This window comes from Cellulomonas xylanilytica, from assembly GCF_007989805.1.
In the GTDB taxonomy this organism is placed as follows: domain Bacteria; phylum Actinomycetota; class Actinomycetes; order Actinomycetales; family Cellulomonadaceae; genus Cellulomonas; species Cellulomonas xylanilytica.
In genome coordinates this window covers 217,690-237,324 of record NZ_BJUB01000009.1, presented here as the reverse complement: position 1 = coordinate 237,324, position 19,635 = coordinate 217,690, and the positions used below count along the sequence as shown (strand labels likewise).

The window sequence follows — 19,635 nt, the reverse complement described above, 5'->3', positions numbered from 1 at the left end:
ATCCTTCCATCCGCTCAGGGGCCGCTGGGATCCGCCGCGGGGCTCTCGTGCGCCGCCTCGGACCCGGCCTCGGGCGGAGGCACCCGGCAGAACCACTCGACCACCAGACCGACGACGGCGAGCACCACGGCCCCGGCCGTCGCGATGCCGGCGGCGATCGCGCGGGACCCGTTGCCCGGCACGCTCAGGTCCGTGACCAGCGCCAGCACCTGCCCGCCGTACCACCCGGCCAGCAGGGCGCCGGTGTAGCACGACGCCTTGGCCAGCACCGCCGTGCGCGCCGCGCGGATCGGGTCCAGCAGGGGCCGCTTGCCGCGCAGGAACTGCCGGACGGCCCAGCCCATGGAGAACACGATCCCGGCGATGAGCAGCTCGACGGCGACCACGAGCGGCGGGACCGACGGCAGCATCCCGCCACGGTCCGCGACGGCGCGCAGGACGATCCACGTGACGGCCGCCGCGACGGCTGTGACCAGCAGGAGCGTCTGCCAGCGCGTGCGGTGCATCACGTGTCCTGGGCCTCCGGACCCGGCTGCCCGGCCGGGACGGCCCCGGTGTCACCGCTGACGGCGGGGATGGCGGTGGTCAGCCAGTCGAGGGCCAGCCAGCGGACGCCGTCACGGTCCGGTGCCGTCGCGGCGAGCGCACCGACCGGTCCGCCGCCGAGCCCGGGCAGGATCGCGTCCGGGTCCACCTGTGCCCACGGCTGCAGCACGAACGCGCGCTCGTGCGCCCGCGGGTGCGGGAGCTCGAGGTCGTCCGTCACGGCGAGCACCGAGCCGTACAGCACGATGTCGATGTCGAGCGTGCGCGGGCCCCAGCGCTCGTGGCGCTCGCGACCGTGCGCGTTCTCGATCGCCTGCGTGGCCCGCAGCAGCGCACGCGGGGAGAGCGTCGTGGTCGCCAGGACGACCGTGTTGAGGTAGTCGGACTGCTCCGGCCCGCCGACCGCAGACGTGCGGGCGAGCGCCGAGACGTCACGCACCTCGACCCCCGGGGTCCGGGCCAGGTCGGTCACGGCGTCCCGGAGGGTGTCCTGCGCCGGTCCCAGGTTCGCGCCGAGGGCGAGCACGACCTCGACGGGCTCCTGCGGCTCCTGGTCGAGGGAGTCCGTCACCAGCTCGCCGACGACCACCGCCTCACCCGCCGGTACCGGCTCGAGCTCGGTGGACGGGCCGTCGGGGCCGCCCGAGAACGCACCGGGGGCGGGGGCGACCGCGTCGGACCAGGCCCCGGACGGCACGAGCGACGCCGCAGGAGCCGGGCCGGACGCCGGCACGACCGGCGCTCCCGGTGCCGGGGTCACGGGGAACGTCGCGGTCGACGTCGGGACCGGTCGGGAGACGGGCTGAGCCTCCTGAGCCACCCGCGCGACGTACGGCTCCGCGGCGGGCAGCTTGCTGCGGTCGCGGTGGATGGCGACGACCACGTCGCCGAACGGCACCTGGATCGGGGCGTTGGGCTTGTGCACCGCCACGTCGACCGCCTGCACGACCCCCGACGCCAGGACGGTCGCCGCGATGCGCTCCGCGACCGTCTCGATCAGCTCCACCGGCTCGCCCGAGAGGACCGCCGCGACCTGCTCCGCGAGCTCGCCGTAGTTGAGCGTGTGCGCCAGGTCGTCGCGCGCGGCCGCCCGGCGCGTGTCGAGGTGGACCACGACGTCCGCGACGAACGTCTGCCCCTCCCGACGCTCGTGCTCGAACACGCCGTGGTAGCCGAGCGCCGTGATGCCCGTCAGCCTGATCTGGTCGAGCCGGCGCCCGCTGGTGTCCAGCGCGTCCTGTCGGCCCTCGTCGTTCATGGTCACCGCGTGCTCCCGCCCGTTCTCGCGTCCTCGTCCACCGGCAGCTCGTCGTCGTCATCGTGCTCGGCGACCGGCCCGTGCGGGCTCTGCACGCCCCGCCACGCGGCCGCGACGCGCACCGCGTCGGCCGAGCCTGCCACCTCGTGCACCCGCACGCACCACGCTCCCGCCGCGGCGGCCAGCGCGGAGACCGCGGCGGTCGCGCCGTCCCGCGCGAGCGGTGGTGCCGGCTCGCCGTCCGGACCGGCCAGCAGGTGCCCGAGGAACCGTTTGCGGCTGGCGCCGACCAGCACCGGGAACCCGTCCGCCACCAGCTCCGGCAGCCGCGCGAGCAGCGGCCAGTTGCTGCTCCCCGCCTTCGCGAAGCCCAGACCCGGGTCCAGCACCACCTGCTCGTCCCGCACCCCGGCCGCACGCAGCGCCGCGACCCGCGCGGCGAGCTCGCGGCGCACGTCGGTCACCACGTCGTCGTAGTCGTCGAGGTCGTCCATGACGTCCGCGTGCCCGCGCCAGTGCATCGCGACGTACACCGCCCCCGTCTGCGCCACGACCCCGTACATCGCGTCGTCGGCCAGGCCGCCGGACACGTCGTTGATGATCGAGGCACCGCGCTCGACGGCCGCGCGTGCGACCACCGCGCGGGTCGTGTCGATGCTCACCGTCGCGCCGTGCGCCACCAGCTGCTCGATCACCGGCAGCACCCGGGCCAGCTCGTCGTCGACCGCGACCCGGCGCGCACCCGGCCGGGTCGACTCCCCGCCGACGTCCAGCAGGTCCGCACCGTGCGCCACCAGCTCGAGGCCGTGCGCCACAGCAGCGCCGGGCGTGAACCAGCGGCCCCCGTCCGAGAACGAGTCCGGGGTGACGTTGACGACGCCCATGACGAGGGTCCGGTCGAGCCGGTGCAACCGCGTCGGGAGCGGCGCCGGGCGGGCGGAGGGGCCAGTCACGGTGCCGAGCCTAGGGGTCTGCCGACGAGGGCGTCAGCGACCGAGCACGAGGCTCATGGCCTCGGCCCGGGTGGCGACGTCCCGCATCTGCCCGCGGACCGCGGAGGTCACCGTGCGCGAGCCGGGCTTGCGGACGCCGCGCATCGACATGCACAGGTGCTCGCACTCGATCACCACGATCACCCCGCGCGGCTGCAGCTCGGCCACGAGCGCGTCGGCGATCTGCGACGTCAGCCGCTCCTGCACCTGCGGTCGGCGCGCGTACACGTCGACCAGCCGGGCGAGCTTGCTCAGGCCGGTGATGCGGCCGTCCGCGGCGGGGATGTACCCGACGTGCGCGACGCCGTGGAACGGGACCAGGTGGTGCTCGCACGTGGAGAACACCTCGATGTCCTTCACCAGCACCATCTCCTCGTGGCCGAGGTCGAAGGTGGTGGTCAGGACGTCGGCGGGCTCCTGGTACAGACCCGCGAAGATCTCCCGGTACGCCCGCGCGACCCGCGCCGGGGTCTCGCGCAGCCCCTCGCGGTCGGGGTCCTCCCCGACCGCGACCAGCAGCTCACGGATGGCCGCCTCGACGCGGTCCTGGTCGTACTCGCCCACGGCCGCGCCGGTGAACGTCACCGGCCCGATGCTCGAGGGGGTGCCGTCACCCTGTGCGCTCACGATCGCCCCTACGCGTCCGGCGTCTGCGACGGGGGGACCTCGATGATCTGGTCCGTCGGGTGGCCGAACGCCTCGGCCGCCTCGTCCTCGGGGATGATCGGGTGGCCGTTCTGCGCCGCCAGCTCCGCGGGCGTCATCACGGGCGGACGCTCGGAGACGGCGCGCTGCTCGCTGGACAGCCAGACCTGGCGGGGCGGTCGCTTGGTGATCGGCGCAAAGATCGTGGCCAGCTGCTCCTGGTTGAGCGTCTCCTTCTCGAGCAGCTCGAGCACCAGGGCGTCGAGCACGTCCCGGTACTCGACCAGGATCTCCCAGGCCTCGTCGTGCGCGCGCTCGATCAGGGCGCGGACCTCGAGGTCGATGGAGGCGGCGACGTCCTCGGAGTAGTCACGTCCGTGGCCCATGTCGCGGCCCATGAAGACCTCGCCCGAGGCCTGCCCCAGCTGGATGGCGCCGAGCCGGGCGCTCATGCCGAACTGCGTGACCATCTTGCGGGCCGTCGCCGACGCCTTCTCGATGTCGTTGCTGGCGCCCGTCGTCGGGTCGTGGAACACGAGCTCCTCGGCCACGCGCCCGCCCATGGCGTACGACAGCGTGTCCAGCAGCTCGTTGCGGGTGGTCGAGTACTTGTCCTCGGTCGGCATGACCATCGTGTACCCGAGCGCACGTCCACGGGGCAGGATCGTCACCTTGGTGACGGGGTCGGTGTACCGGAGCGCCGCCGCGACCAGGGCGTGACCGCCCTCGTGGTACGCGGTGATCTTGATCTCCTTGGGGTTCATGATCCGCGTGCGCTTCTGCGGTCCGGCGATGACGCGGTCGATCGCCTCGTCCAGCGTGTGGTCCGTGATCGTCTGCTGGCCGGTGCGGGCCGTGAGCAGCGCGGCCTCGTTCAGGACGTTGGCCAGGTCCGCACCGGTGAAGCCGGGCGTCCGTCGGGCGACCACGTTGAGGTCGACGTGCGGCGCCATCGGCTTGCCCTGCGAGTGCACCTGCAGGATCCGCTCGCGCCCCTTGAGGTCGGGCGGGTCCACCGCGACCTGACGGTCGAACCGGCCCGGGCGCAGCAGCGCGGGGTCGAGGATGTCCGGCCGGTTGGTGGCCGCGATGAGGATGACGTTGGCGTTGACGTCGAAGCCGTCCATCTCGACCAGCATCTGGTTGAGGGTCTGCTCGCGCTCGTCGTGCCCGCCGCCCATGCCGGCGCCACGGTGGCGGCCGACGGCGTCGATCTCGTCGATGAAGATGATCGCGGGGGCGTTCTCCTTGGCCTGGTTGAACAGGTCACGGACACGGCTGGCGCCGACGCCGACGAACATCTCGACGAAGTCCGAGCCGGAGATCGAGTAGAACGGCACGCCCGCCTCGCCGGCCACCGCGCGGGCCAGCAGGGTCTTGCCCGTCCCGGGAGGGCCGTACAGGAGGACGCCCTTGGGGATCTTGGCGCCGACGGCCTGGAACTTGGCCGGCTCGGCGAGGAACTCCTTGATCTCCTGGAGCTCCTCGACCGCCTCGTCGACACCCGCGACGTCCGAGAACGTGACCTGCGGAGACTCCTTGCTGACCAGCTTCGCCTTGGACTTGCCGAAGCTCATGACGCGCGAGCCGCCGCCCTGCGAGTTCGACATCAGGAACCAGAAGATCGCCAGGATGATGATCAACGGGAGGATGAAGCTCAGGAGGCTGGCCCACCAGGCCGTCTGCGGCACGACCGACGTGTAGCCCTCGTCGAGGTCGGCGTCCGCGATGGCGGTCACCACCGCCTCGCCCTGCGGCACGACGTAGTTGAACTGGACCAGCTTGCCCAGGTTGTCGTCGCCCTTGGTGAAGTCCTCGGCGAGCGTCAGGTCGACCCGCTGGACGCCCTCGGTGATCTTGGCCTGCTCGACCTTGCCGTCCGCGATCAGCGTCATGCCGTCCGACGTGTCGATCTTGCTGATCTTCGGGGCCGCGAGCGTGGACGCGCCGATGTACAGCAGGATCACGGCGATGACGACCCACAGGATGGGGCCACGGGCTAGTCGCTTGACGTTCATGGGCGATCGGGGCAGAGCCCCTCAACCTCCGCTCGCGGGACTGGTGGCCTCGAAGTTACACGGAGTTCCTGAGGGATCCGGACCGTGTTCACCGAGGGCGCACTCCGGCAGGACGAGCGCTCAGGCGCCGTAGACGTGCGGGGCGAGCGTGCCCACGAAGGGCAGGTTGCGGTACTTCTCGGCGTAGTCCAGGCCGTAGCCGACGACGAACTCGTTCGGGATGTCGAAGCCCACGTACCGGACGTCGACGTCGACCTTGGACGCCTCCGGCTTGCGCAGCATCGTCGCGATCTCGACCGTCGCCGGGCCGCGGGAGCGCAGGTTGGACAGCAGCCAGGACAGCGTCAGGCCGGAGTCGATGATGTCCTCGACGATGAGCACGTGCCGGCCGGTGAGGTCGGCGTCGAGGTCCTTGAGGATCCGCACGACGCCCGAGGACTTGGTGCCCGAGCCGTACGAGGAGACCGCCATCCAGTCCATCTGCACCGACGAGTGCAGGCGGCGCGCGAGGTCCGCCATCACCATGACCGCACCCTTGAGGACACCCACCAGGAGCAGGTCCTTGCCCTCGTAGTCGGCGTCGATCTGCGCCGCGATCTCGTCGAGCCGCTCGTGCAGCTGCTCCTCGGAGAGCAGCACCCGCTCGAGGTCGTCGCCCATGTCCGCAGGGTCCACCGCAGTTCGCTCCTCTTGATCCGCCCGTGCCGTGCCCATCCCGCGCGCTACGCGGGGGCCGTGCCCAGGGCAAGCCTGCCACACGCCCGGCTGGCCGCGATCCCGCCGGGAAGGGCCACCGGACCCTGCCCGTGCCAGTCCGTGACCAGCGCGTCGACGGCCAGGACGTGCGCCCGGCCGAGGGCGCCGGCCGGGCATCCGGCGGCGATCGCGGCCGACCGCAGCGCGCGGGTGCGCAGGGCGCGCGGGGCCGCCCGCAGCAGGTCGACGTCCAGGCCGTCGGCGGTGCGCACCGCGTCGAGCAGGTCGCCCGCCAGCGTGTCGAGCACGTCCGCGTCGTCGCGCAGCTGCGCGGCCGACCGGGCCAGCGCCTCGGCGACCCCCGGCCCCAGGACGCGTTCGAGCGCCGGCAGCGCCTCGCCGCGGACCTTGCTGCGCAGCGACGCGTCGGTGTGCGACCCCTCGTTCGTCGGGTCGTGCCACGGCCGCAAGCCCAGCGCCGCGCACACCGCGAGGGTGTCGGAGCGGCGCAGGCCCAGCAGCGGCCGTCGCAGCCGCCCGCGCGTCGCCGGCATGCCCGCGAGCGCCCGGGCGCCGGACCCGCGCGCCAGGCCGAGCAGCACGGTCTCCGCCTGGTCGTCGAGGGTGTGCCCGAGCAGCACGGCCGCGGCGCCGAGCTCGTCGGCCACCTGGTCCAGCGCGGCGTACCGGGCCTCCCGCGCGGCCGCCTCGGTCCGGCCGTCGACCTGCACGCGCACCACGCGCGCCGGCAGCCCGAGACCTCGGCACGCGGCCGCGGCGTCGTCGGCCACCTGCGCCGAGCCGTCCTGCAGGCCGTGGTCGACGACGACCGCCTGGGCACGCCACGGCGTCGCCGTGCGGGCGGACCGCTGCGCGACGAACGCCGCCGCCGCCGCGAGCGCGAGCGAGTCCGGACCGCCCGAGCAGGCGACGAGGACCAGCGCGTCCGGTGGGAGGTCCGCGACCGTGGCGGCGACCGCCGAGCGCGCCGCCGCGACCTCGCGGGCCGGAGAGCTCACCCGTGGACCCGGCGGACCCACGCCCGGGGGTCCGCGATCTCCTGCGGCAGCGGCAGGTGCCCTGCCGACGCCCACACCGCGTTCAAACCGTCCAGCCCGACGTCCTTGCGCACGGCCCGGACGAACGCCGCACCGTCCCGGTACTGCGCCAGCTTGGTGTCGAGGCCCAGCAGCCGCCGCAGCACCCGGTCCATCCCCCGCGACCTCGCGGCCTCGTCGCGTCGCGCCTCGAAGGCCTTGCGGATCTTCCGGACGCTCGGCACCACCCGCGGCCCGACCTCGTCCATCGCCACGTCCGCGTGACCCTCGAGCAGCGCCATGACCGCGCCGACCTCCTCGAACACCTCCCGCTGCCGCGCCGAGAGCAGGTCGAGCACGCCCACGCCGTCGTCGGCACCGCCCATCACCGCCCGGGTGACCGCCTGCAACAGCTCCCCCGCCCGCGGGACCAGCGCCTTGTCCGCCGCCAGGTCCGTCATCAGCTCGCCGGCGCGCGAGCGCAGGTGGTCCGCCAGCCAGGGCGCCGCGGCGAACTGCAGCGCGTGCGTCTGCTCGTGCAGGGCCACCCAGAGCCGGAAGTCCGACGGGTCCACCTTCAGCCGCCGCTCGTGGTGCAGCACGTTGGGGGCGACGAGGAGCAGGCGGCCGTGGCCGTCCCGCGACGTGAACGGGTCGAACTGCCCGAGCACCTTGCCGGACAGGAGCGCGAGCACCCCACCGACCTGCACCGCCGCACCCGCGCGCGCCGTCGCCGACGGTGCCGCACCGGCCAGCGGGCCGGTCATCGCTGCGAACACCTGGGCGTTGGCCTGGGCCCAGTGCGGCCGGTCCACGACGAGCACGGTCGACACCTGCTCCGGCGGCGTGCCGTCCGCAGCGGACAGCCCGGTGATCGCCGAGGCGTGCACGGCAGCGCGGCCGGCCGCGTCGCGCAGCTCGTCGACGAGCGCGGTCAGCTCGGCGCGGTCCGCCACCGGTCCCGGCGCCGCCAGCCGGGCGGCGATCCGGGTGGCGAGCTCCCAGTCCACGGGTCCTTCGGGGGTGTCCACCCGGTCAAACTAACCGCAGCCGCACCCGGACAACGCGGTGACGAACGAGTCGATGGCCGCGCGGGGACCCCACTGGCCACCGTCCGGCGTCGCGTCGGCGAGGACGACGAACACCAGCTGGCGCCCGTCGGCGTCGAGCACCGTCCCGGCCAGCGAGGTCACGTGCGGCAGGCTGCCCGTCTTCGCGCGCACCAGCCCGCGGGCCGGCGACTGGGAGTACCGGTCGCTCAGCGTGCCGGTCAGGCCCGCGATGGGCATGCCCGTCGCGACGTCCCGCAGCACGCCGTGCGCGGGGTCGGTGGCCAGCCGCAGCAGCCCGAGCAGGAGGTCCGGCGGCAGGACCGAGCCGGCCCCGAGGCCCGACGCGTCCGAGAGCTGTGCACCGGTGGTGTCGACGCCCGCGACGGCGACGGCGTGCAGCACAGCCGTCGTCCCGCCCTCGAACGACGCGGGCAGCCCCTGGTCGACCGCCACCAGGCGGCTGACCACCTCGGTGATCGCGTTGTCCGACGTGTCCAGGAAGTGGTGCACGATGCCGTCCAGCGTCGCCGACCGCACGACGCCGATCTCCCGCCCGTCGTCCGGCCGCGACATCCGCCGCGGGCTGCCGTCGACGGCGATCCCGACCTCCTCCAGCCGCTGCGCGAACGTGTTCGCCGCCGCGAGGGACGGGTCCGCGTACCGGGGCGGGTACTCGCCGGGCCGGATCTTGGCGGTGTCGACCGCGAGCGCCGTCACGGGCGCGACGAATCCCGCGGCCACGTCGGCCGGGTTCCAGGTGGGGCTCAGCGTCGGGCCGGAGAACAGGAAGTCGTCGAAGCCGAGGCTCACCGTCGTCGCGCCCTCGAGCTGCAGCTCCTTGGCCACCTGCGCCGCGAGGTCCGCCAGCCCGGCGTGGCCCACGACGGCCGTCGGGTCCCCCGCCCCGGCCGCGAGCATCATGTCGCCGCCGCCGACGAGCACGATGCTGTTGCCGGAGCCGCGCACGACGCTCGTGGGCAGGGTCACGTCCGGTCCGAGGGTGCTCAGGGCGGCGACGGCCGTGACCAGCTTCGCCGTCGACGCCGGCGTGCGGCCCGCCTCAGGCAGGTGCGCGCCCAGCACGTCGCCCGTCAGCTGGTCCGCGACCACCACGCCGACGCTGGCACCCATGCGGGGGTCGACCACCAGCCCGTCCACGAGCGCCTGCACGTTCGCCGCCGCAGGGACCGGCGCCTGCGGGTCCAGGTCCGCCAGCGCGGTCGCCGTGTCCGCCGGCTCGACCGCACCCGGGGCCGTCGGGAACGGCAGCGGGTCCGGCGGCAGCTCCTCGAGCGTGACCATGCCCGGCACGACGTCGTACGCGTCGGCCGTCACGTACGCGCCGCCGGCGAGCACGAGGACGAGCGCGGTGATGCCGACCGCTCTGACCGCTGTGGCCATCGTCACCCCTCCCCGCTCGTCGCCCGGTGGGACGCCCCGTCCCGCGGTGCGTCAGACTACTGTCCGAGACAAGGGCGCCCCAGACACGCGGCGCGCCGCACGACGACGAGTGTCGCGGCCGCCGGTCCCGGAACTGGGCGCGGACGTGGGGCGGAGGAGCAGCTGTGGAGTTCGACGTCACGATCGAGATCCCGAAGGGTCAGCGCAACAAGTACGAGGTGGACCACGCCACGGGGCGCATCCGCCTCGACCGGATGCTGTTCACCTCGACCCGCTACCCCGATGACTACGGCTTCATCGAGGGCACGCTCGGCGAGGACGGCGACCCGCTCGACGCCCTCGTCCTGCTGGAGGAGCCGACCTTCCCCGGCTGCCTCATCCGCGCTCGCGCGCTCGGCATGTTCCGCATGCGCGACGAGGCCGGCGGCGACGACAAGGTGCTGTGCGTCCCCACCGGCGACCAGCGCGCCGCGTGGCGCCAGGACATCGACGACGTGTCCGACTTCCACCGCCTGGAGATCCAGCACTTCTTCGAGGTCTACAAGGACCTGGAGCCCGGCAAGTCCGTCGAGGGCGCCCACTGGGTGGGCCGGTCGGAGGCGGAGGCGGAGATCGAGCGCAGCCGCCAGCGAGCCATCGACACGAACTACTACAACCACTGAGCAAGCCACACCCGCAACGTCCGCACTCCTGCAGGGAGGAACCCGCTCGAGTGCGGACGTTGCAGCACCTGTTCCGTGGCGTCCGCACTCGTGCTGGTTCAGACCCGCCTGAGTGCGGACGTTGTCGTCGGTGAGCGGTGAGCCGTCCACCGGTGGTGCGGGACTGTGCGGTATCCACAGGTCGGGGGGCGTGGCGCTCGGCGAACCGCTGGTGGCGGGAGCGTGGCGGCCATGGCATCCGAACGGCAGCCGCGGGTGGACCGCCGCGCACGGGTCGTGGCGCACGCCGCTCCGCAGGCGGGACTGCTCACCCGTCCGCAGATACGCGCGCTCGGCGTCACGGCCGCGCAGCTGGAGGCGGAGGTCGTCGCGGATCGATGGCGACCGGTCGGCCGGAACACGCTCAGCGTCGCGCCGGCGCGTCCAGGTGACCGCGCCGACTGGTGGCTCGGCGTGCTGGAGTGCGCTCCTCGAGCCGCCTCCGGTGCCCGGCCGCGCGCCGCGCTCGCCGGACTGACGGCGCTGATCTCAGCAGGGCTCCGCGGGATCGACGACGACGGCCTCGTGCACGTCGCCGCGCCGAAGTCGTCACACCCCGTCCGTCCGCCAGCGGGTGTCCGCGTGCACGAGACACGCAGGTGGCGCGACGAGGACGTGCTGACTACTGGTCTTCCTCGTGCACGACCCGAGGTCGCCACGGTCCAGGCGGCGCTGTGGGCGCGGACCGATCGGGAGGCGTCGCTGCTCCTCGTCTCCGCGGTGCAGCAACGGGTGACGACGATCGATCCGCTGGCGGCCGTGCTCGACCGGGTCCAGCGCGACCGACGACGCACACTCCTGCGCGCCGTCCTTCATGACGTCGCCGGAGGGGTCCATTCGCTGAACGAGCTCGACTTCGCTGCCCACTGCCGCACCCGCGGACTGCCTGAACCCGATCGGCAGGTGGTGACGCGTAGCCCAAGCGGGAGCTCCTACCTCGATGTCCGGTGGCGTCGCTGGCGGGTGGTGGTCGAGATCGACGGCATCGGCCATCTCGAACCGGCACGCTGGATCGACGACAGCCTCCGCCACAACGAGATCGCGCTCACCGGCGACACGGTGCTCCGGATCCCGAGCCTGGGACTACGGCTCGACCCCGCGCCCCACCTGGACACAGTCGAACGCGCGCTGCGCCAGGCGGGCTGGTCCCCGGGAACCCGCTGAAGCCCGCTGAGGCCCGCTGAGGCCCGGCACACAGCGTCCGCACTCGATCGGGTGGGAACCCCTCGGAGTGCGGACGTCGTGGAGTGACGCGCAGCAACGTCCGCACTCAGGAGGGCTGGAACCCGTCGGAGTGCGGACGTCGTGGAGTGGCGCGCAGCAACGTCCGCACTCAGGAGGGCTGGAACCCGTCGGAGTGCGGACGTTGCAGAGGGACCGTTACGGGCGGCCCGCGAAAGGCATCGTGTTGCCCCAGCGCATCGCGATGGTGCGCAGGGGGTCGCCCGGCTTCGAGGCCTCCATGATCTGGCCGTTCCCCGCCCAGATGGCGACGTGGTAGATCGAGTCCGGGTTGTTCGGGTTGGTGGACCAGAACACCAGGTCGCCGGGGCGCAGCTCGCTGTAGCTGATCTTGAGCACCTGCTTGTACTGGTCGCGGGTGGTGCGCGCCAGGTTGACGCCGGCGGTGCGCCAGGCGCTCATCGACAGGCCGGAGCAGTCGTAGCCGTTGGGTCCGACGCCGCCCCAGACGTAGGGCAGCCCGATCTTCGTCTGCGCCCACGCCAGCGCGGCTGCCCCGCCCTCGGCGGATCCGCTCGACCGGCCGGTGCCGAGGCCGTAGCCGCCGGTCGGTGCGGGGGCCGGGGGCGGCGTGGTGACCGGGGGTGCGACGGGCGGCTGCGGGTTCGAGACGACGGGCGGCGGGTTCGTCGTGACCGGCGGTGCGGTGGTCCCGCCACCAGAAGCCGGCGGTGCGGTGGTCCCGCCACCGGAAGCCGGGGGTGCCGTGGTCCCGCCACCGGAGGCCGGGGGTGTCGTGGTGGTCGGCGGCGCGGCGGGCGGGCGCATGGCGGCGGCGCGGGCGGCGGCCTCCTCGCGCTCGCGACGCTGCTGGTCGACGAAGTCCTGGCGGGCCCGCTCGACCTCGGTGCTGGTCTGCCGGGCTGCGGCGAGGGCGGTGATGAGCCCGTCGCGCTCGGTGGCGGCGGCGGTCTGCGCGGCGACGGCGTCGGTCTGCGCCTGCTCGGCGGCGGCCAGGGCCTCGGCGGTCGCGTCCTTCGCGGCCTTCGCCGCGTCGGCGGCCTCCGCGGCGCGCTCGGCGAGGGTGGTCGCGACGAGCTGGGTGGCCCGGAACTCCTGGACGGCCTCGTCGGCCTTGCCGCTGATGCGGTCGAGCGCGGTGCTGCGGCGGGCGACGTCCTGGAACCCGTCGGACGAGAGGAGCGCCTGCAGCAGGTCGGTCGAGCCACCGGAGCGGGCGACCTCACGGGCGATGGCGACGAGCTGGCGGCGGGCGTCCTCGGCGGTGGCCGACGCGTCCTTCGAGCGGGCGACGGCGTCGGCGGAGGCCTGCTGGGCGGCGTCGGCGTCGACGACCGCGCGGTTGTAGGCCTCGCCGGCCTGCTGGACCTGGAGCTCGGCGGCGTCGGTCTGCGCGCTCAGCTGGGCGAGCCGGACCTCCATCGACGCGACGGACCGCTCGGCCGACCGCACGGCGCCCTGTGCGCGCTGGACGTCCTGGGCGGACGGGGGCGTGGGCTCGGCGACCGCGCTGGAGGCGCCTGCGGCGAGCATGGTGGCGACGAGCGCGCCGGCGACGAGGCCCCGCGAGGCCCTGCGCATGGTCGTGCTTCGGCTCACCTGGACGCCCTCCCCGACGTTCGACGAGCGGCCGTGGGCGGCCGTTCTCGAGGGACGCTACCTGTGGAAACCTCAGAAGAGAACATCTGTCACACCAGTCCCACGAGTCACAACGATGTGGTTTGGGAGGAACCGGACAGGTTCAGGCAGAGATCACCCGTTCGCCGCAATGACGCCTGGTGGGACCCGTCGCGCCCACGTGCTGAGACGGCTGTTTCAGTGACCGGACGCATCTGCCTACTCTCAGCACATGTCCCGCCGAATGTGTCGCTGACCCAGCGCACGCTCGGCTGTGCCCGCGGGCAGGTCTCCGTCACGGCGACCTCGACGTCCGCCCGAGCCATGGCTCGATCCGTGCGCCACTCCACCCCTTCCGCGGGACGGACGTCGGCTGCTCCGAAGCCCCTCCGCGGTCCCATAGATCCCTATCGACAACGGAGCGCTGAACCGTGAGCAACGAGAGCTGGAACTTCGAGACCCGCCAGATCCACGCCGGCCAGACCGCGGACCCCGCCACGGGCGCCCGCGCGCTGCCGATCTACCAGACGACGTCGTTCGTCTTCGACTCCGCGCAGCAGGCCGCCGACCGGTTCGCGCTCAAAGAGCTCGGCCCCATCTACACGCGCATCGGCAACCCCACGCAGGAGGTCGTCGAGAACCGCATTGCGGACCTCGAGGGTGGCGTCGGTGCGCTGCTCGTCTCGTCGGGCCAGGCGGCCGAGACGCTCGCCATCCTCAACATCGCGGAGGCCGGTGACCACATCGTCGCCAGCCCGTCGCTCTACGGCGGCACGTACAACCTGCTGCACTACACGCTGCCGAAGCTGGGCATCCAGACGACGTTCGTCACCGACCCGCACGACGCCCAGGCGTGGAAGGACGCGGTCCAGCCGAACACCAAGCTGTTCTTCGCGGAGACCATCCCGAACCCCAAGGCCGACATCCTCGACATCGAGCTCGTCGCCGGGGTCGCGCACGAGTCCGGCGTGCCGCTGATCGTCGACAACACGGTGGCGACGCCGTACCTGATCAACCCGCTGAAGTGGGGCGCCGACATCGTCGTGCACTCGGCGACGAAGTACCTGGGCGGCCACGGCTCGGCCATCGGCGGCGTCATCGTCGACGGCGGCTCGTTCGACTTCGCGCAGCACCCCGAGCGGTTCCCCAACTACAACACGCCCGACCCGTCGTACAACGGTCTGGTGTTCGCGCGGGACCTCGGGGTGGGCGGGGCGTTCGGCGTCAACCTGTCCTTCATCCTCAAGGCGCGCGTGCAGCTGCTGCGCGACCTGGGCTCCGCGATCTCGCCGTTCAACGCGTTCCTCATCGCGCAGGGCATCGAGACGCTGTCGCTGCGGGTCGAGCGGCACGTCGAGAACGCGCAGAAGGTCGCCGCCTGGCTCGAGGCCCGTGAGGACGTCGGGACCGTGCACTACGCCGGCCTGGAGTCGAGCCCGTGGCACGCCGCGCAGCAGAAGTACTCCCCGCGCGGCGCCGGTGCGGTGCTCGCGTTCGAGATCGAGGGCGGCGCCGCGGCCGGTCAGGCGTTCGTGTCCGCGCTGGAGCTGCACTCGAACGTCGCCAACATCGGCGACGTCCGCTCGCTCGTCATCCACCCGGCCTCGACCACGCACAGCCAGCTCACGCCGGAGGAGCAGGCGCTGTCCGGCGTCACCCCCGGGCTGGTCCGGCTCGCCGTGGGCATCGAGCACATCGATGACATCCTGGCTGACCTGGATGCAGGGTTCCGTGCCGCGAAGGGCGCCTGACACACCATGAGCACGACGCCGCCGACCCCGTCGGACCCCGCGACGGGGACCGACGGGTCGGCGGCGCGCCCCGAAGGGAAGCCTGTGCCCGACCTGACGCTCGTCCCCGCCCGACCCCGGACCCTCGGGTCGCGGACGGTCCCCATCGACCGGCCGCCCGTCCCCGCGAGCGCCGCGTGGCACGACGGCGACCCCGTGGGCCGACGGCAGTTCGCGGACCTCGGCCCGCTCAAGCTCGAGTCGGGCGGACGGCTCCCCGCGGTGCGGCTCGCGTACGAGACGTGGGGCGAGCTGAACGAGGACGGCACCAACGCGGTGCTCGTGCTGCACGCGCTGACCGGCGACTCGCACGTCACCGGTGAGGCGGGCGACGGGCACCCGACGCCCGGCTGGTGGTCGTCGATGGTGGGACCGGGGGCGCCGATCGACACCGACCGCTGGTTCGTCGTCGCGCCCAACGTGCTGGGCGGGTGCCAGGGCTCGACCGGGCCGGCGTCACCGGGTCCCGACGGCCGGCCCTGGGGCAGCCGGTTCCCGCTGCTGACCGTGCGTGACCAGGTCGCCGCCGAGATCCGCCTGTCCGACCTGCTCGGCATCGACGCGTGGTCGCTCGTCATCGGCGCGTCGCTGGGCGGCCTCCGGGTCCTCGAGTGGGCGACGAGCGCGCCCGAGCGGGTGGAGTCCATCGCCGCGATCGCCACCGCCGCGCAGACGTCCGGCGACCAGATCGCCGGGTTCCACACGCAGCTCGCGGCGATCCGCGCCGACCCGCGCTACCGCGACGGCGACTACTACGACGCCGCCGACGGCGACGGGCCGCACGTGGGGCTGGGCCTGGCTCGGCAGATCGCGCACCAGACCTACCGCAGCGCCAAGGAGCTGGACGAGCGGTTCGGGCGCATCCCGCAGGGCGGCGAGCAGCCGCTCGAGGGCGGACGGTTCGCCGTGCAGTCGTACCTGGACCACCACGGCGACAAGCTGAGCCGACGGTTCGACGCCAACACCTACGTGGTGCTCACGCGGACCATGATCACGCACGACCTCGGCCGCGACCGCGGTGGGGTGAGCGCCGCGCTCGCCTCGGTCACCGCCCGGGCGCTCGTGATCGCGGTCGACTCGGACCGCCTGTTCCCGCCCGGCCAGTCGGAGCGGATCGCGGCGGGCATCCCCGAGGCCTCCCTGCGCACGATCCACTCGGACTACGGCCACGACGGCTTCCTCATCGAGGAGGACCTGGTGGGCGCCTACGTGCAGGAGTTCCTGGAGCAGGGAGCGCGCCGGTAGCCGACGCGCCAGCCGCGCAGCGACAGGCGGCCCCCCGGGCGACGCCAGGAGCGGCAAGATGGACGGATGACCGCATCCGCAGACCTCGCCGACGCCAGCACCGCCCTGCACGCCCAGTGGGTGCGTCTGCGGTCCTGGGTCGCGGACGTGGTGGACGACGACGTCGCCGACGAGCCGTCGGTGCTGGAGGGCTGGACGGTCGCGGAGCTCGTCGCGCACCTGGGCCGCGCGATGGAGGCGCTCGCCGTCTGCGTGCCGCTGCCGGAGGGCACGGTCCCGCTGACGCTCGGCGAGTACGTCGGGACGTACGCCGACCGCGCCACCGACATCGCGGAGACCACCCGGAAGCTCGCCGAGGAGATCGCGCACGACCCGATGGCCGAGGTCGACGCCCGTGCCCGGACCGCGTTCGCGCGGCTCGACGAGCTGGGTCCCGACGACCTCGTCGTGCAGGCCCGGCGCGGCCCGGTTCTGCTCAGCACGATGGCGGTCTCGCGCGTGCTGGAGCTCGTGGTGCACGCCGACGACCTGGCGCGGTCGGTGCCGCGCGGGACCGACCCGGTGGACCCCGGCGCGCTGCGGCTCGTCGCGGACGCCCTGCTCGACGTCGTCGTCGCCCGCGGCGGCTGGAGCCTCGAAGTCGCCGACCCGCGGCTGTGGGTCCGCCTCGCAGCCGGCCGGGAGCCGTACGACGTCGACCAGCTGGCCGTCGCCCTGCAGCCGCGCTACACCTCCGACGGCGTGCCGGACCTGGGCCGGATGCTGCCGATCCTCTAGTCGAGCTCGATCACGGTGAGCAGCTGACGACTCACCAGGCCGACCGTGCGCGCGAGCGAGTCCCGGACGGCACCAGGCACGAACGGGATCCCGCGCAGGTGCCACAGGCTCAGCCCGGACACCCACGCGGCATCGCGGGCCTTGTCGATGGAGAAGTTCGACACGAGGTCCACCAGCGGCGATGCCCCGGCCCCGTAGCGGATGACGACCTCGTCGAGGAACGAGCGGCGGATCGGCCGCACGACCTCCGCCAGGACGGCGTTCACCGTCTCGAAGTCCGCGCGGATCGACCCCGACTCCGGCTCCCTCCGGCGCGCCCGGCAGGTGTCGACGAGGGCGAGCGCCAGGTCGTGGTTGATGTGCGCGTTCATGCCGGCGAGCGCCAGCTGGATCGGCTGCACGCCCCGGGTGGCGCGGCGCTCGATCAGCGGCTCCCACGCCTTCGACACCGGCCGGCCCGCCGCCAGCGCGCGCGGCACGTCGAGGAAGATTCGCGCGAACCGCACGTCGAGGTCCTCGATGAACTCGTGGTCGGCGAACGTCCCGTCGGTCACCCGCTCGGCGACCAGCGCCGTGACCTCGCGGTACACGTCGATGAACACGCCGACCCCGTCGCGCCGCGGCAGCCCCGCACGGACGCGGTCCATCTCCGCGACGACTGCCCCGATCGCCTCGCTGCTCACCCGGCCAGCATCACAGAGGAGCGGCCCGCCGGATACGTTGGGCCCGTGCTCGCCGCCTACGCCGCCCGGTTCTCGTCCGACGACCCCGTCAGTGCGCTCGAGGTGGGTGACCAGCCTGCGCCGGGGCCGCGGGAGAGCTGGTCGGTCGTCGACGTGCGGGCCGCCGCGCTGAACCACCACGACGTGTGGACGCTGCGCGGGGTCGGGATCCGGGCCGAGCAGCTGCCGATGATCCTGGGCACCGACGCCGCGGGCGTGACGGCCGACGGGCGCGAGGTCGTCGTGCACGGGGTGGTCGGCGGGGCGAGCGGGCACGGCGTGGGTCCCGACGAGCCGCGCAGCCTGCTGTCCGAGCGCTACCCGGGCACGCTCGCGGAGCAGGTCGTGGTGCCCACGTGGAACCTCGTCGACAAGCCGGCCGAGCTCTCGTTCGTCGAGGCCGCGTGCCTGCCGACCGCCTGGCTCACGGCCTACCGGATGCTCTTCCGGTCCGGCGGCGCGACTCCCGGCCAGCGCGTCCTGGTCCAGGGTGCCGGCGGCGGGCTGGCCACCGCGGCGGTCCTGCTCGGCGCGGCAGCGGGCCTCGAGGTGATCGTGACGAGCCGCTCGCAGGAGCGCCGCGAACGCGCCCTGGGCCTCGGCGCGGCGGCGGCGGTGGAGCCCGGCGCGCGCGTGCCGCGGGTCGACGTGGTGCTGGAGAGCGTCGGGAAGGCCACGTGGTCGCACTCAGTGCGGTCGGTGCGGCCGGGCGGCACGATCGTCGTCGCCGGCGCCACCAGCGGGGACGCGGAACCGGCCGAGCTCACGCGGATCTTCTTCCAGGAGATCACCGTCGTCGGCACCACGATGGGGACGCGCGACGACCTTGCGCACCTGCTCGCGTTCCTCGCCCGGACGGGGGTGCGGCCGCTGGTGGACTCGACGTTCGCGCTGACCGACGCACGTGCCGCGGTGCAGCGGCTCGCCGACGGCGACCAGTTCGGCAAGATCGTGCTCGAGCCTTGACCGGCGAGGAGTGGGCGGACGACATCCTCGGGCCCGACTACCGGGTCCGGACGCTCGTGCTGCAGCCCGACGACGAGGGCGACGTCGTCGCGAGCCTCGTCCGGTACGCACCCGCGAGCGCCGAGCCGCTGCGGCCGTCGCGCGCGATCCTCTACATCCACGGCTGGTCCGACTACTTCTTCCAGACCGGGCTCGCCGAGTACTGGCACGCGCGCGGGGCCGCGTTCTACGCGCTCGACCTGCGCAAGTACGGCCGCAGCCTGCGACCGGGCCAGACGCCCGGGTACGTCGACCGGCTGGAGACGTACGACGAGGAGATCGAGGCGTCGCTCGACGTCATCACCGGTGACCTCGGCGCGCGCGCCCGGATCATGGTCATGGGGCACTCCACGGGTGGGCTCGTCGCGGCCCTCTGGGCCAACCGCCACCCCGCGGAGCTCAGCGGCCTGGTGCTCAACAGCCCCTGGCTGGAGCTGCAGGGGTCGTCGGTGGTCCGGCACATCAGCGCTCCCGCGATCGCCCGCATCGCCCGGTTCCAGCCCAAGGCCCCGCTGCCCAACATCGACCCCGGCTACTACGCCCGCACCCTGAGCAGCGCGAGCGGCGGCGAGTGGACCTACGACGCCACCTGGCGGCCGACCCCCTCGTTCCCCGTCCGGGCCGGCTGGCTGCAGGCCATCATGTTCGGGCACGCCCGGGTGGCCCGCGGGCTCAGCATCGAGGCGCCGATCCTCATGTGCGCGTCGAGCAGGACCGTCATCAGCCCGCGGTGGAGCGAGGACATGCGGCACGCGGACGTGGTCCTCGACGTCGAGCTGCTGGCGCGACGCGCGGTCCAGCTGGGGTCGCGCGTGACCGTCGTCCGCATCCGCGACGGGCTGCACGACCTCGCGCTGTCCCCCCGGCCCGTGCGCGACCGGTTCTACGCGGAGATCGACCGCTGGTCGTCGGCGTACGGCTGGGACTGAC

18 protein-coding genes are annotated in these 19,635 nt (G+C 73.6%); 7 read left to right on the top strand and 11 right to left on the bottom strand.

From position 1 onward, the window contains the following. Positions 1–14: 14 nt before the first annotated feature. The 9 genes from CXY01_RS15275 to dacB form a co-directional block, all read right to left on the bottom strand. Positions 15–506 carry a DUF3180 domain-containing protein gene (locus CXY01_RS15275; RefSeq protein WP_146928586.1) on the bottom strand — a complete coding sequence of 164 codons (492 nt, stop codon included), beginning with the start codon at positions 504–506 and terminating at the stop codon, positions 15–17. Then, entirely contained in the window at positions 506–1,804 is a 1,299-nt protein-coding gene (folK, locus tag CXY01_RS15270) for a 2-amino-4-hydroxy-6-hydroxymethyldihydropteridine diphosphokinase (protein WP_146928695.1), read from the bottom strand. The genes CXY01_RS15275 and folK overlap by 1 nt, the downstream gene beginning before the upstream one ends. A 2-nt stretch (positions 1,805–1,806) precedes the next feature. After that, positions 1,807–2,688: a dihydropteroate synthase gene (folP, locus tag CXY01_RS15265; RefSeq protein ID WP_146928692.1), complete on the bottom strand. Its 882-nt coding sequence runs from the start codon at positions 2,686–2,688 to the stop codon at positions 1,807–1,809. A 102-nt stretch (positions 2,689–2,790) separates the two neighbouring features. After that, positions 2,791–3,390, bottom strand: a complete 600-nt coding sequence (gene folE, locus CXY01_RS15260; protein ID WP_146928689.1) for a GTP cyclohydrolase I FolE — start codon at positions 3,388–3,390, stop codon at positions 2,791–2,793. A gap of 41 nt (positions 3,391–3,431) precedes the next feature. Then, complete coding sequence (gene ftsH / locus CXY01_RS15255; RefSeq protein ID WP_146928583.1) at positions 3,432–5,459, bottom strand: ATP-dependent zinc metalloprotease FtsH; 2,028 nt, start codon at positions 5,457–5,459, stop codon at positions 3,432–3,434. Between the two features lie 120 nt (positions 5,460–5,579). Beyond that, positions 5,580–6,134: a hypoxanthine phosphoribosyltransferase gene (hpt, locus tag CXY01_RS15250; RefSeq protein ID WP_146928580.1), complete on the bottom strand. Its 555-nt coding sequence runs from the start codon at positions 6,132–6,134 to the stop codon at positions 5,580–5,582. A gap of 47 nt (positions 6,135–6,181) precedes the next feature. Continuing rightward, positions 6,182–7,174: a tRNA lysidine(34) synthetase TilS gene (tilS, locus tag CXY01_RS15245; protein ID WP_146928575.1), complete on the bottom strand. Its 993-nt coding sequence runs from the start codon at positions 7,172–7,174 to the stop codon at positions 6,182–6,184. Next, positions 7,171–8,223, bottom strand: a complete 1,053-nt coding sequence (locus CXY01_RS15240; protein ID WP_146928572.1) for an Rv3626c family coenzyme F420 biosynthesis-associated protein — start codon at positions 8,221–8,223, stop codon at positions 7,171–7,173. Before CXY01_RS15240 ends, tilS begins: the two co-directional genes overlap by 4 nt. 9 nt (positions 8,224–8,232) lie before the next feature. Then, on the bottom strand, positions 8,233–9,645 hold the full coding sequence (dacB, locus tag CXY01_RS15235; RefSeq protein ID WP_146928569.1) for a D-alanyl-D-alanine carboxypeptidase/D-alanyl-D-alanine endopeptidase: 1,413 nt from the start codon (positions 9,643–9,645) through the stop codon (positions 8,233–8,235). A gap of 164 nt (positions 9,646–9,809) precedes the next feature. Between dacB and CXY01_RS15230 the strand changes: the two genes are divergently transcribed. Continuing rightward, positions 9,810–10,307: an inorganic diphosphatase gene (locus CXY01_RS15230; RefSeq protein WP_055916810.1), complete on the top strand. Its 498-nt coding sequence runs from the start codon at positions 9,810–9,812 to the stop codon at positions 10,305–10,307. A 621-nt stretch (positions 10,308–10,928) separates the two neighbouring features. Further along, the gene (locus CXY01_RS15225; protein WP_146928564.1) at positions 10,929–11,510 is read left to right on the top strand and encodes a putative endonuclease domain-containing protein; all 582 of its coding nucleotides are present in this window, start codon (positions 10,929–10,931) and stop codon (positions 11,508–11,510) included. Positions 11,511–11,726: 216 nt separating this feature from the next. On the opposite strand, the gene CXY01_RS15220 is transcribed toward CXY01_RS15225, so the two are convergent. Continuing rightward, positions 11,727–13,148 (bottom strand): C40 family peptidase, encoded by a 1,422-nt coding sequence (locus CXY01_RS15220; RefSeq protein WP_246125394.1) that lies wholly within the window; start codon positions 13,146–13,148, stop codon positions 11,727–11,729. Between the two features lie 449 nt (positions 13,149–13,597). On the opposite strand from CXY01_RS15220, the gene CXY01_RS15215 reads away from it, so the two are divergent. The 3 genes from CXY01_RS15215 (at position 13,598) to CXY01_RS15205 (ending at position 16,978) form a co-directional block, all read left to right on the top strand. Further along, positions 13,598–14,917, top strand: coding sequence for a bifunctional o-acetylhomoserine/o-acetylserine sulfhydrylase (locus tag CXY01_RS15215; RefSeq protein ID WP_146928558.1), 1,320 nt, complete (start codon positions 13,598–13,600; stop codon positions 14,915–14,917). Between the two features lie 6 nt (positions 14,918–14,923). Further along, on the top strand, positions 14,924–16,201 hold the full coding sequence (metX, locus tag CXY01_RS15210; protein WP_146928555.1) for a homoserine O-acetyltransferase MetX: 1,278 nt from the start codon (positions 14,924–14,926) through the stop codon (positions 16,199–16,201). Between the two features lie 66 nt (positions 16,202–16,267). Beyond that, positions 16,268–16,978 (top strand): maleylpyruvate isomerase N-terminal domain-containing protein, encoded by a 711-nt coding sequence (locus CXY01_RS15205; RefSeq protein WP_146928551.1) that lies wholly within the window; start codon positions 16,268–16,270, stop codon positions 16,976–16,978. On the opposite strand, the gene CXY01_RS15200 is transcribed toward CXY01_RS15205, so the two are convergent. After that, positions 16,975–17,661: a DUF5995 family protein gene (locus CXY01_RS15200; RefSeq protein ID WP_146928547.1), complete on the bottom strand. Its 687-nt coding sequence runs from the start codon at positions 17,659–17,661 to the stop codon at positions 16,975–16,977. The genes CXY01_RS15205 and CXY01_RS15200 overlap by 4 nt on opposite strands. A 45-nt stretch (positions 17,662–17,706) precedes the next feature. Between CXY01_RS15200 and CXY01_RS15195 the strand changes: the two genes are divergently transcribed. Together CXY01_RS15195 and CXY01_RS15190 are read left to right on the top strand one after the other, a co-directional pair. Further along, entirely contained in the window at positions 17,707–18,666 is a 960-nt protein-coding gene (locus tag CXY01_RS15195) for a zinc-binding dehydrogenase (protein WP_146928543.1), read from the top strand. Further along, positions 18,663–19,634 carry an alpha/beta hydrolase gene (locus CXY01_RS15190; protein WP_146928540.1) on the top strand — a complete coding sequence of 324 codons (972 nt, stop codon included), beginning with the start codon at positions 18,663–18,665 and terminating at the stop codon, positions 19,632–19,634. The genes CXY01_RS15195 and CXY01_RS15190 overlap by 4 nt, the downstream gene beginning before the upstream one ends. Position 19,635 lies beyond the last annotated feature (1 nt).

Excerpts from the sequence above, each read along its gene's own strand:
- CXY01_RS15275 (WP_146928586.1), bottom strand. The coding sequence starts at position 506 with ATGCACCGCACGCGCTGGCAGACGCTCCTGCTGGTCACAGCCGTCGCG.
- folK (WP_146928695.1), bottom strand. The coding sequence starts at position 1,804 with ATGAACGACGAGGGCCGACAGGACGCGCTGGACACCAGCGGGCGCCGG.
- folP (WP_146928692.1), bottom strand. The coding sequence starts at position 2,688 with ATGGGCGTCGTCAACGTCACCCCGGACTCGTTCTCGGACGGGGGCCGC.
- ftsH (WP_146928583.1), bottom strand. The coding sequence starts at position 5,459 with ATGAACGTCAAGCGACTAGCCCGTGGCCCCATCCTGTGGGTCGTCATC.
- dacB (WP_146928569.1), bottom strand. The coding sequence starts at position 9,645 with ATGGCCACAGCGGTCAGAGCGGTCGGCATCACCGCGCTCGTCCTCGTG.
- metX (WP_146928555.1), top strand. The coding sequence starts at position 14,924 with ATGAGCACGACGCCGCCGACCCCGTCGGACCCCGCGACGGGGACCGAC.
- CXY01_RS15205 (WP_146928551.1), top strand. The coding sequence starts at position 16,268 with ATGACCGCATCCGCAGACCTCGCCGACGCCAGCACCGCCCTGCACGCC.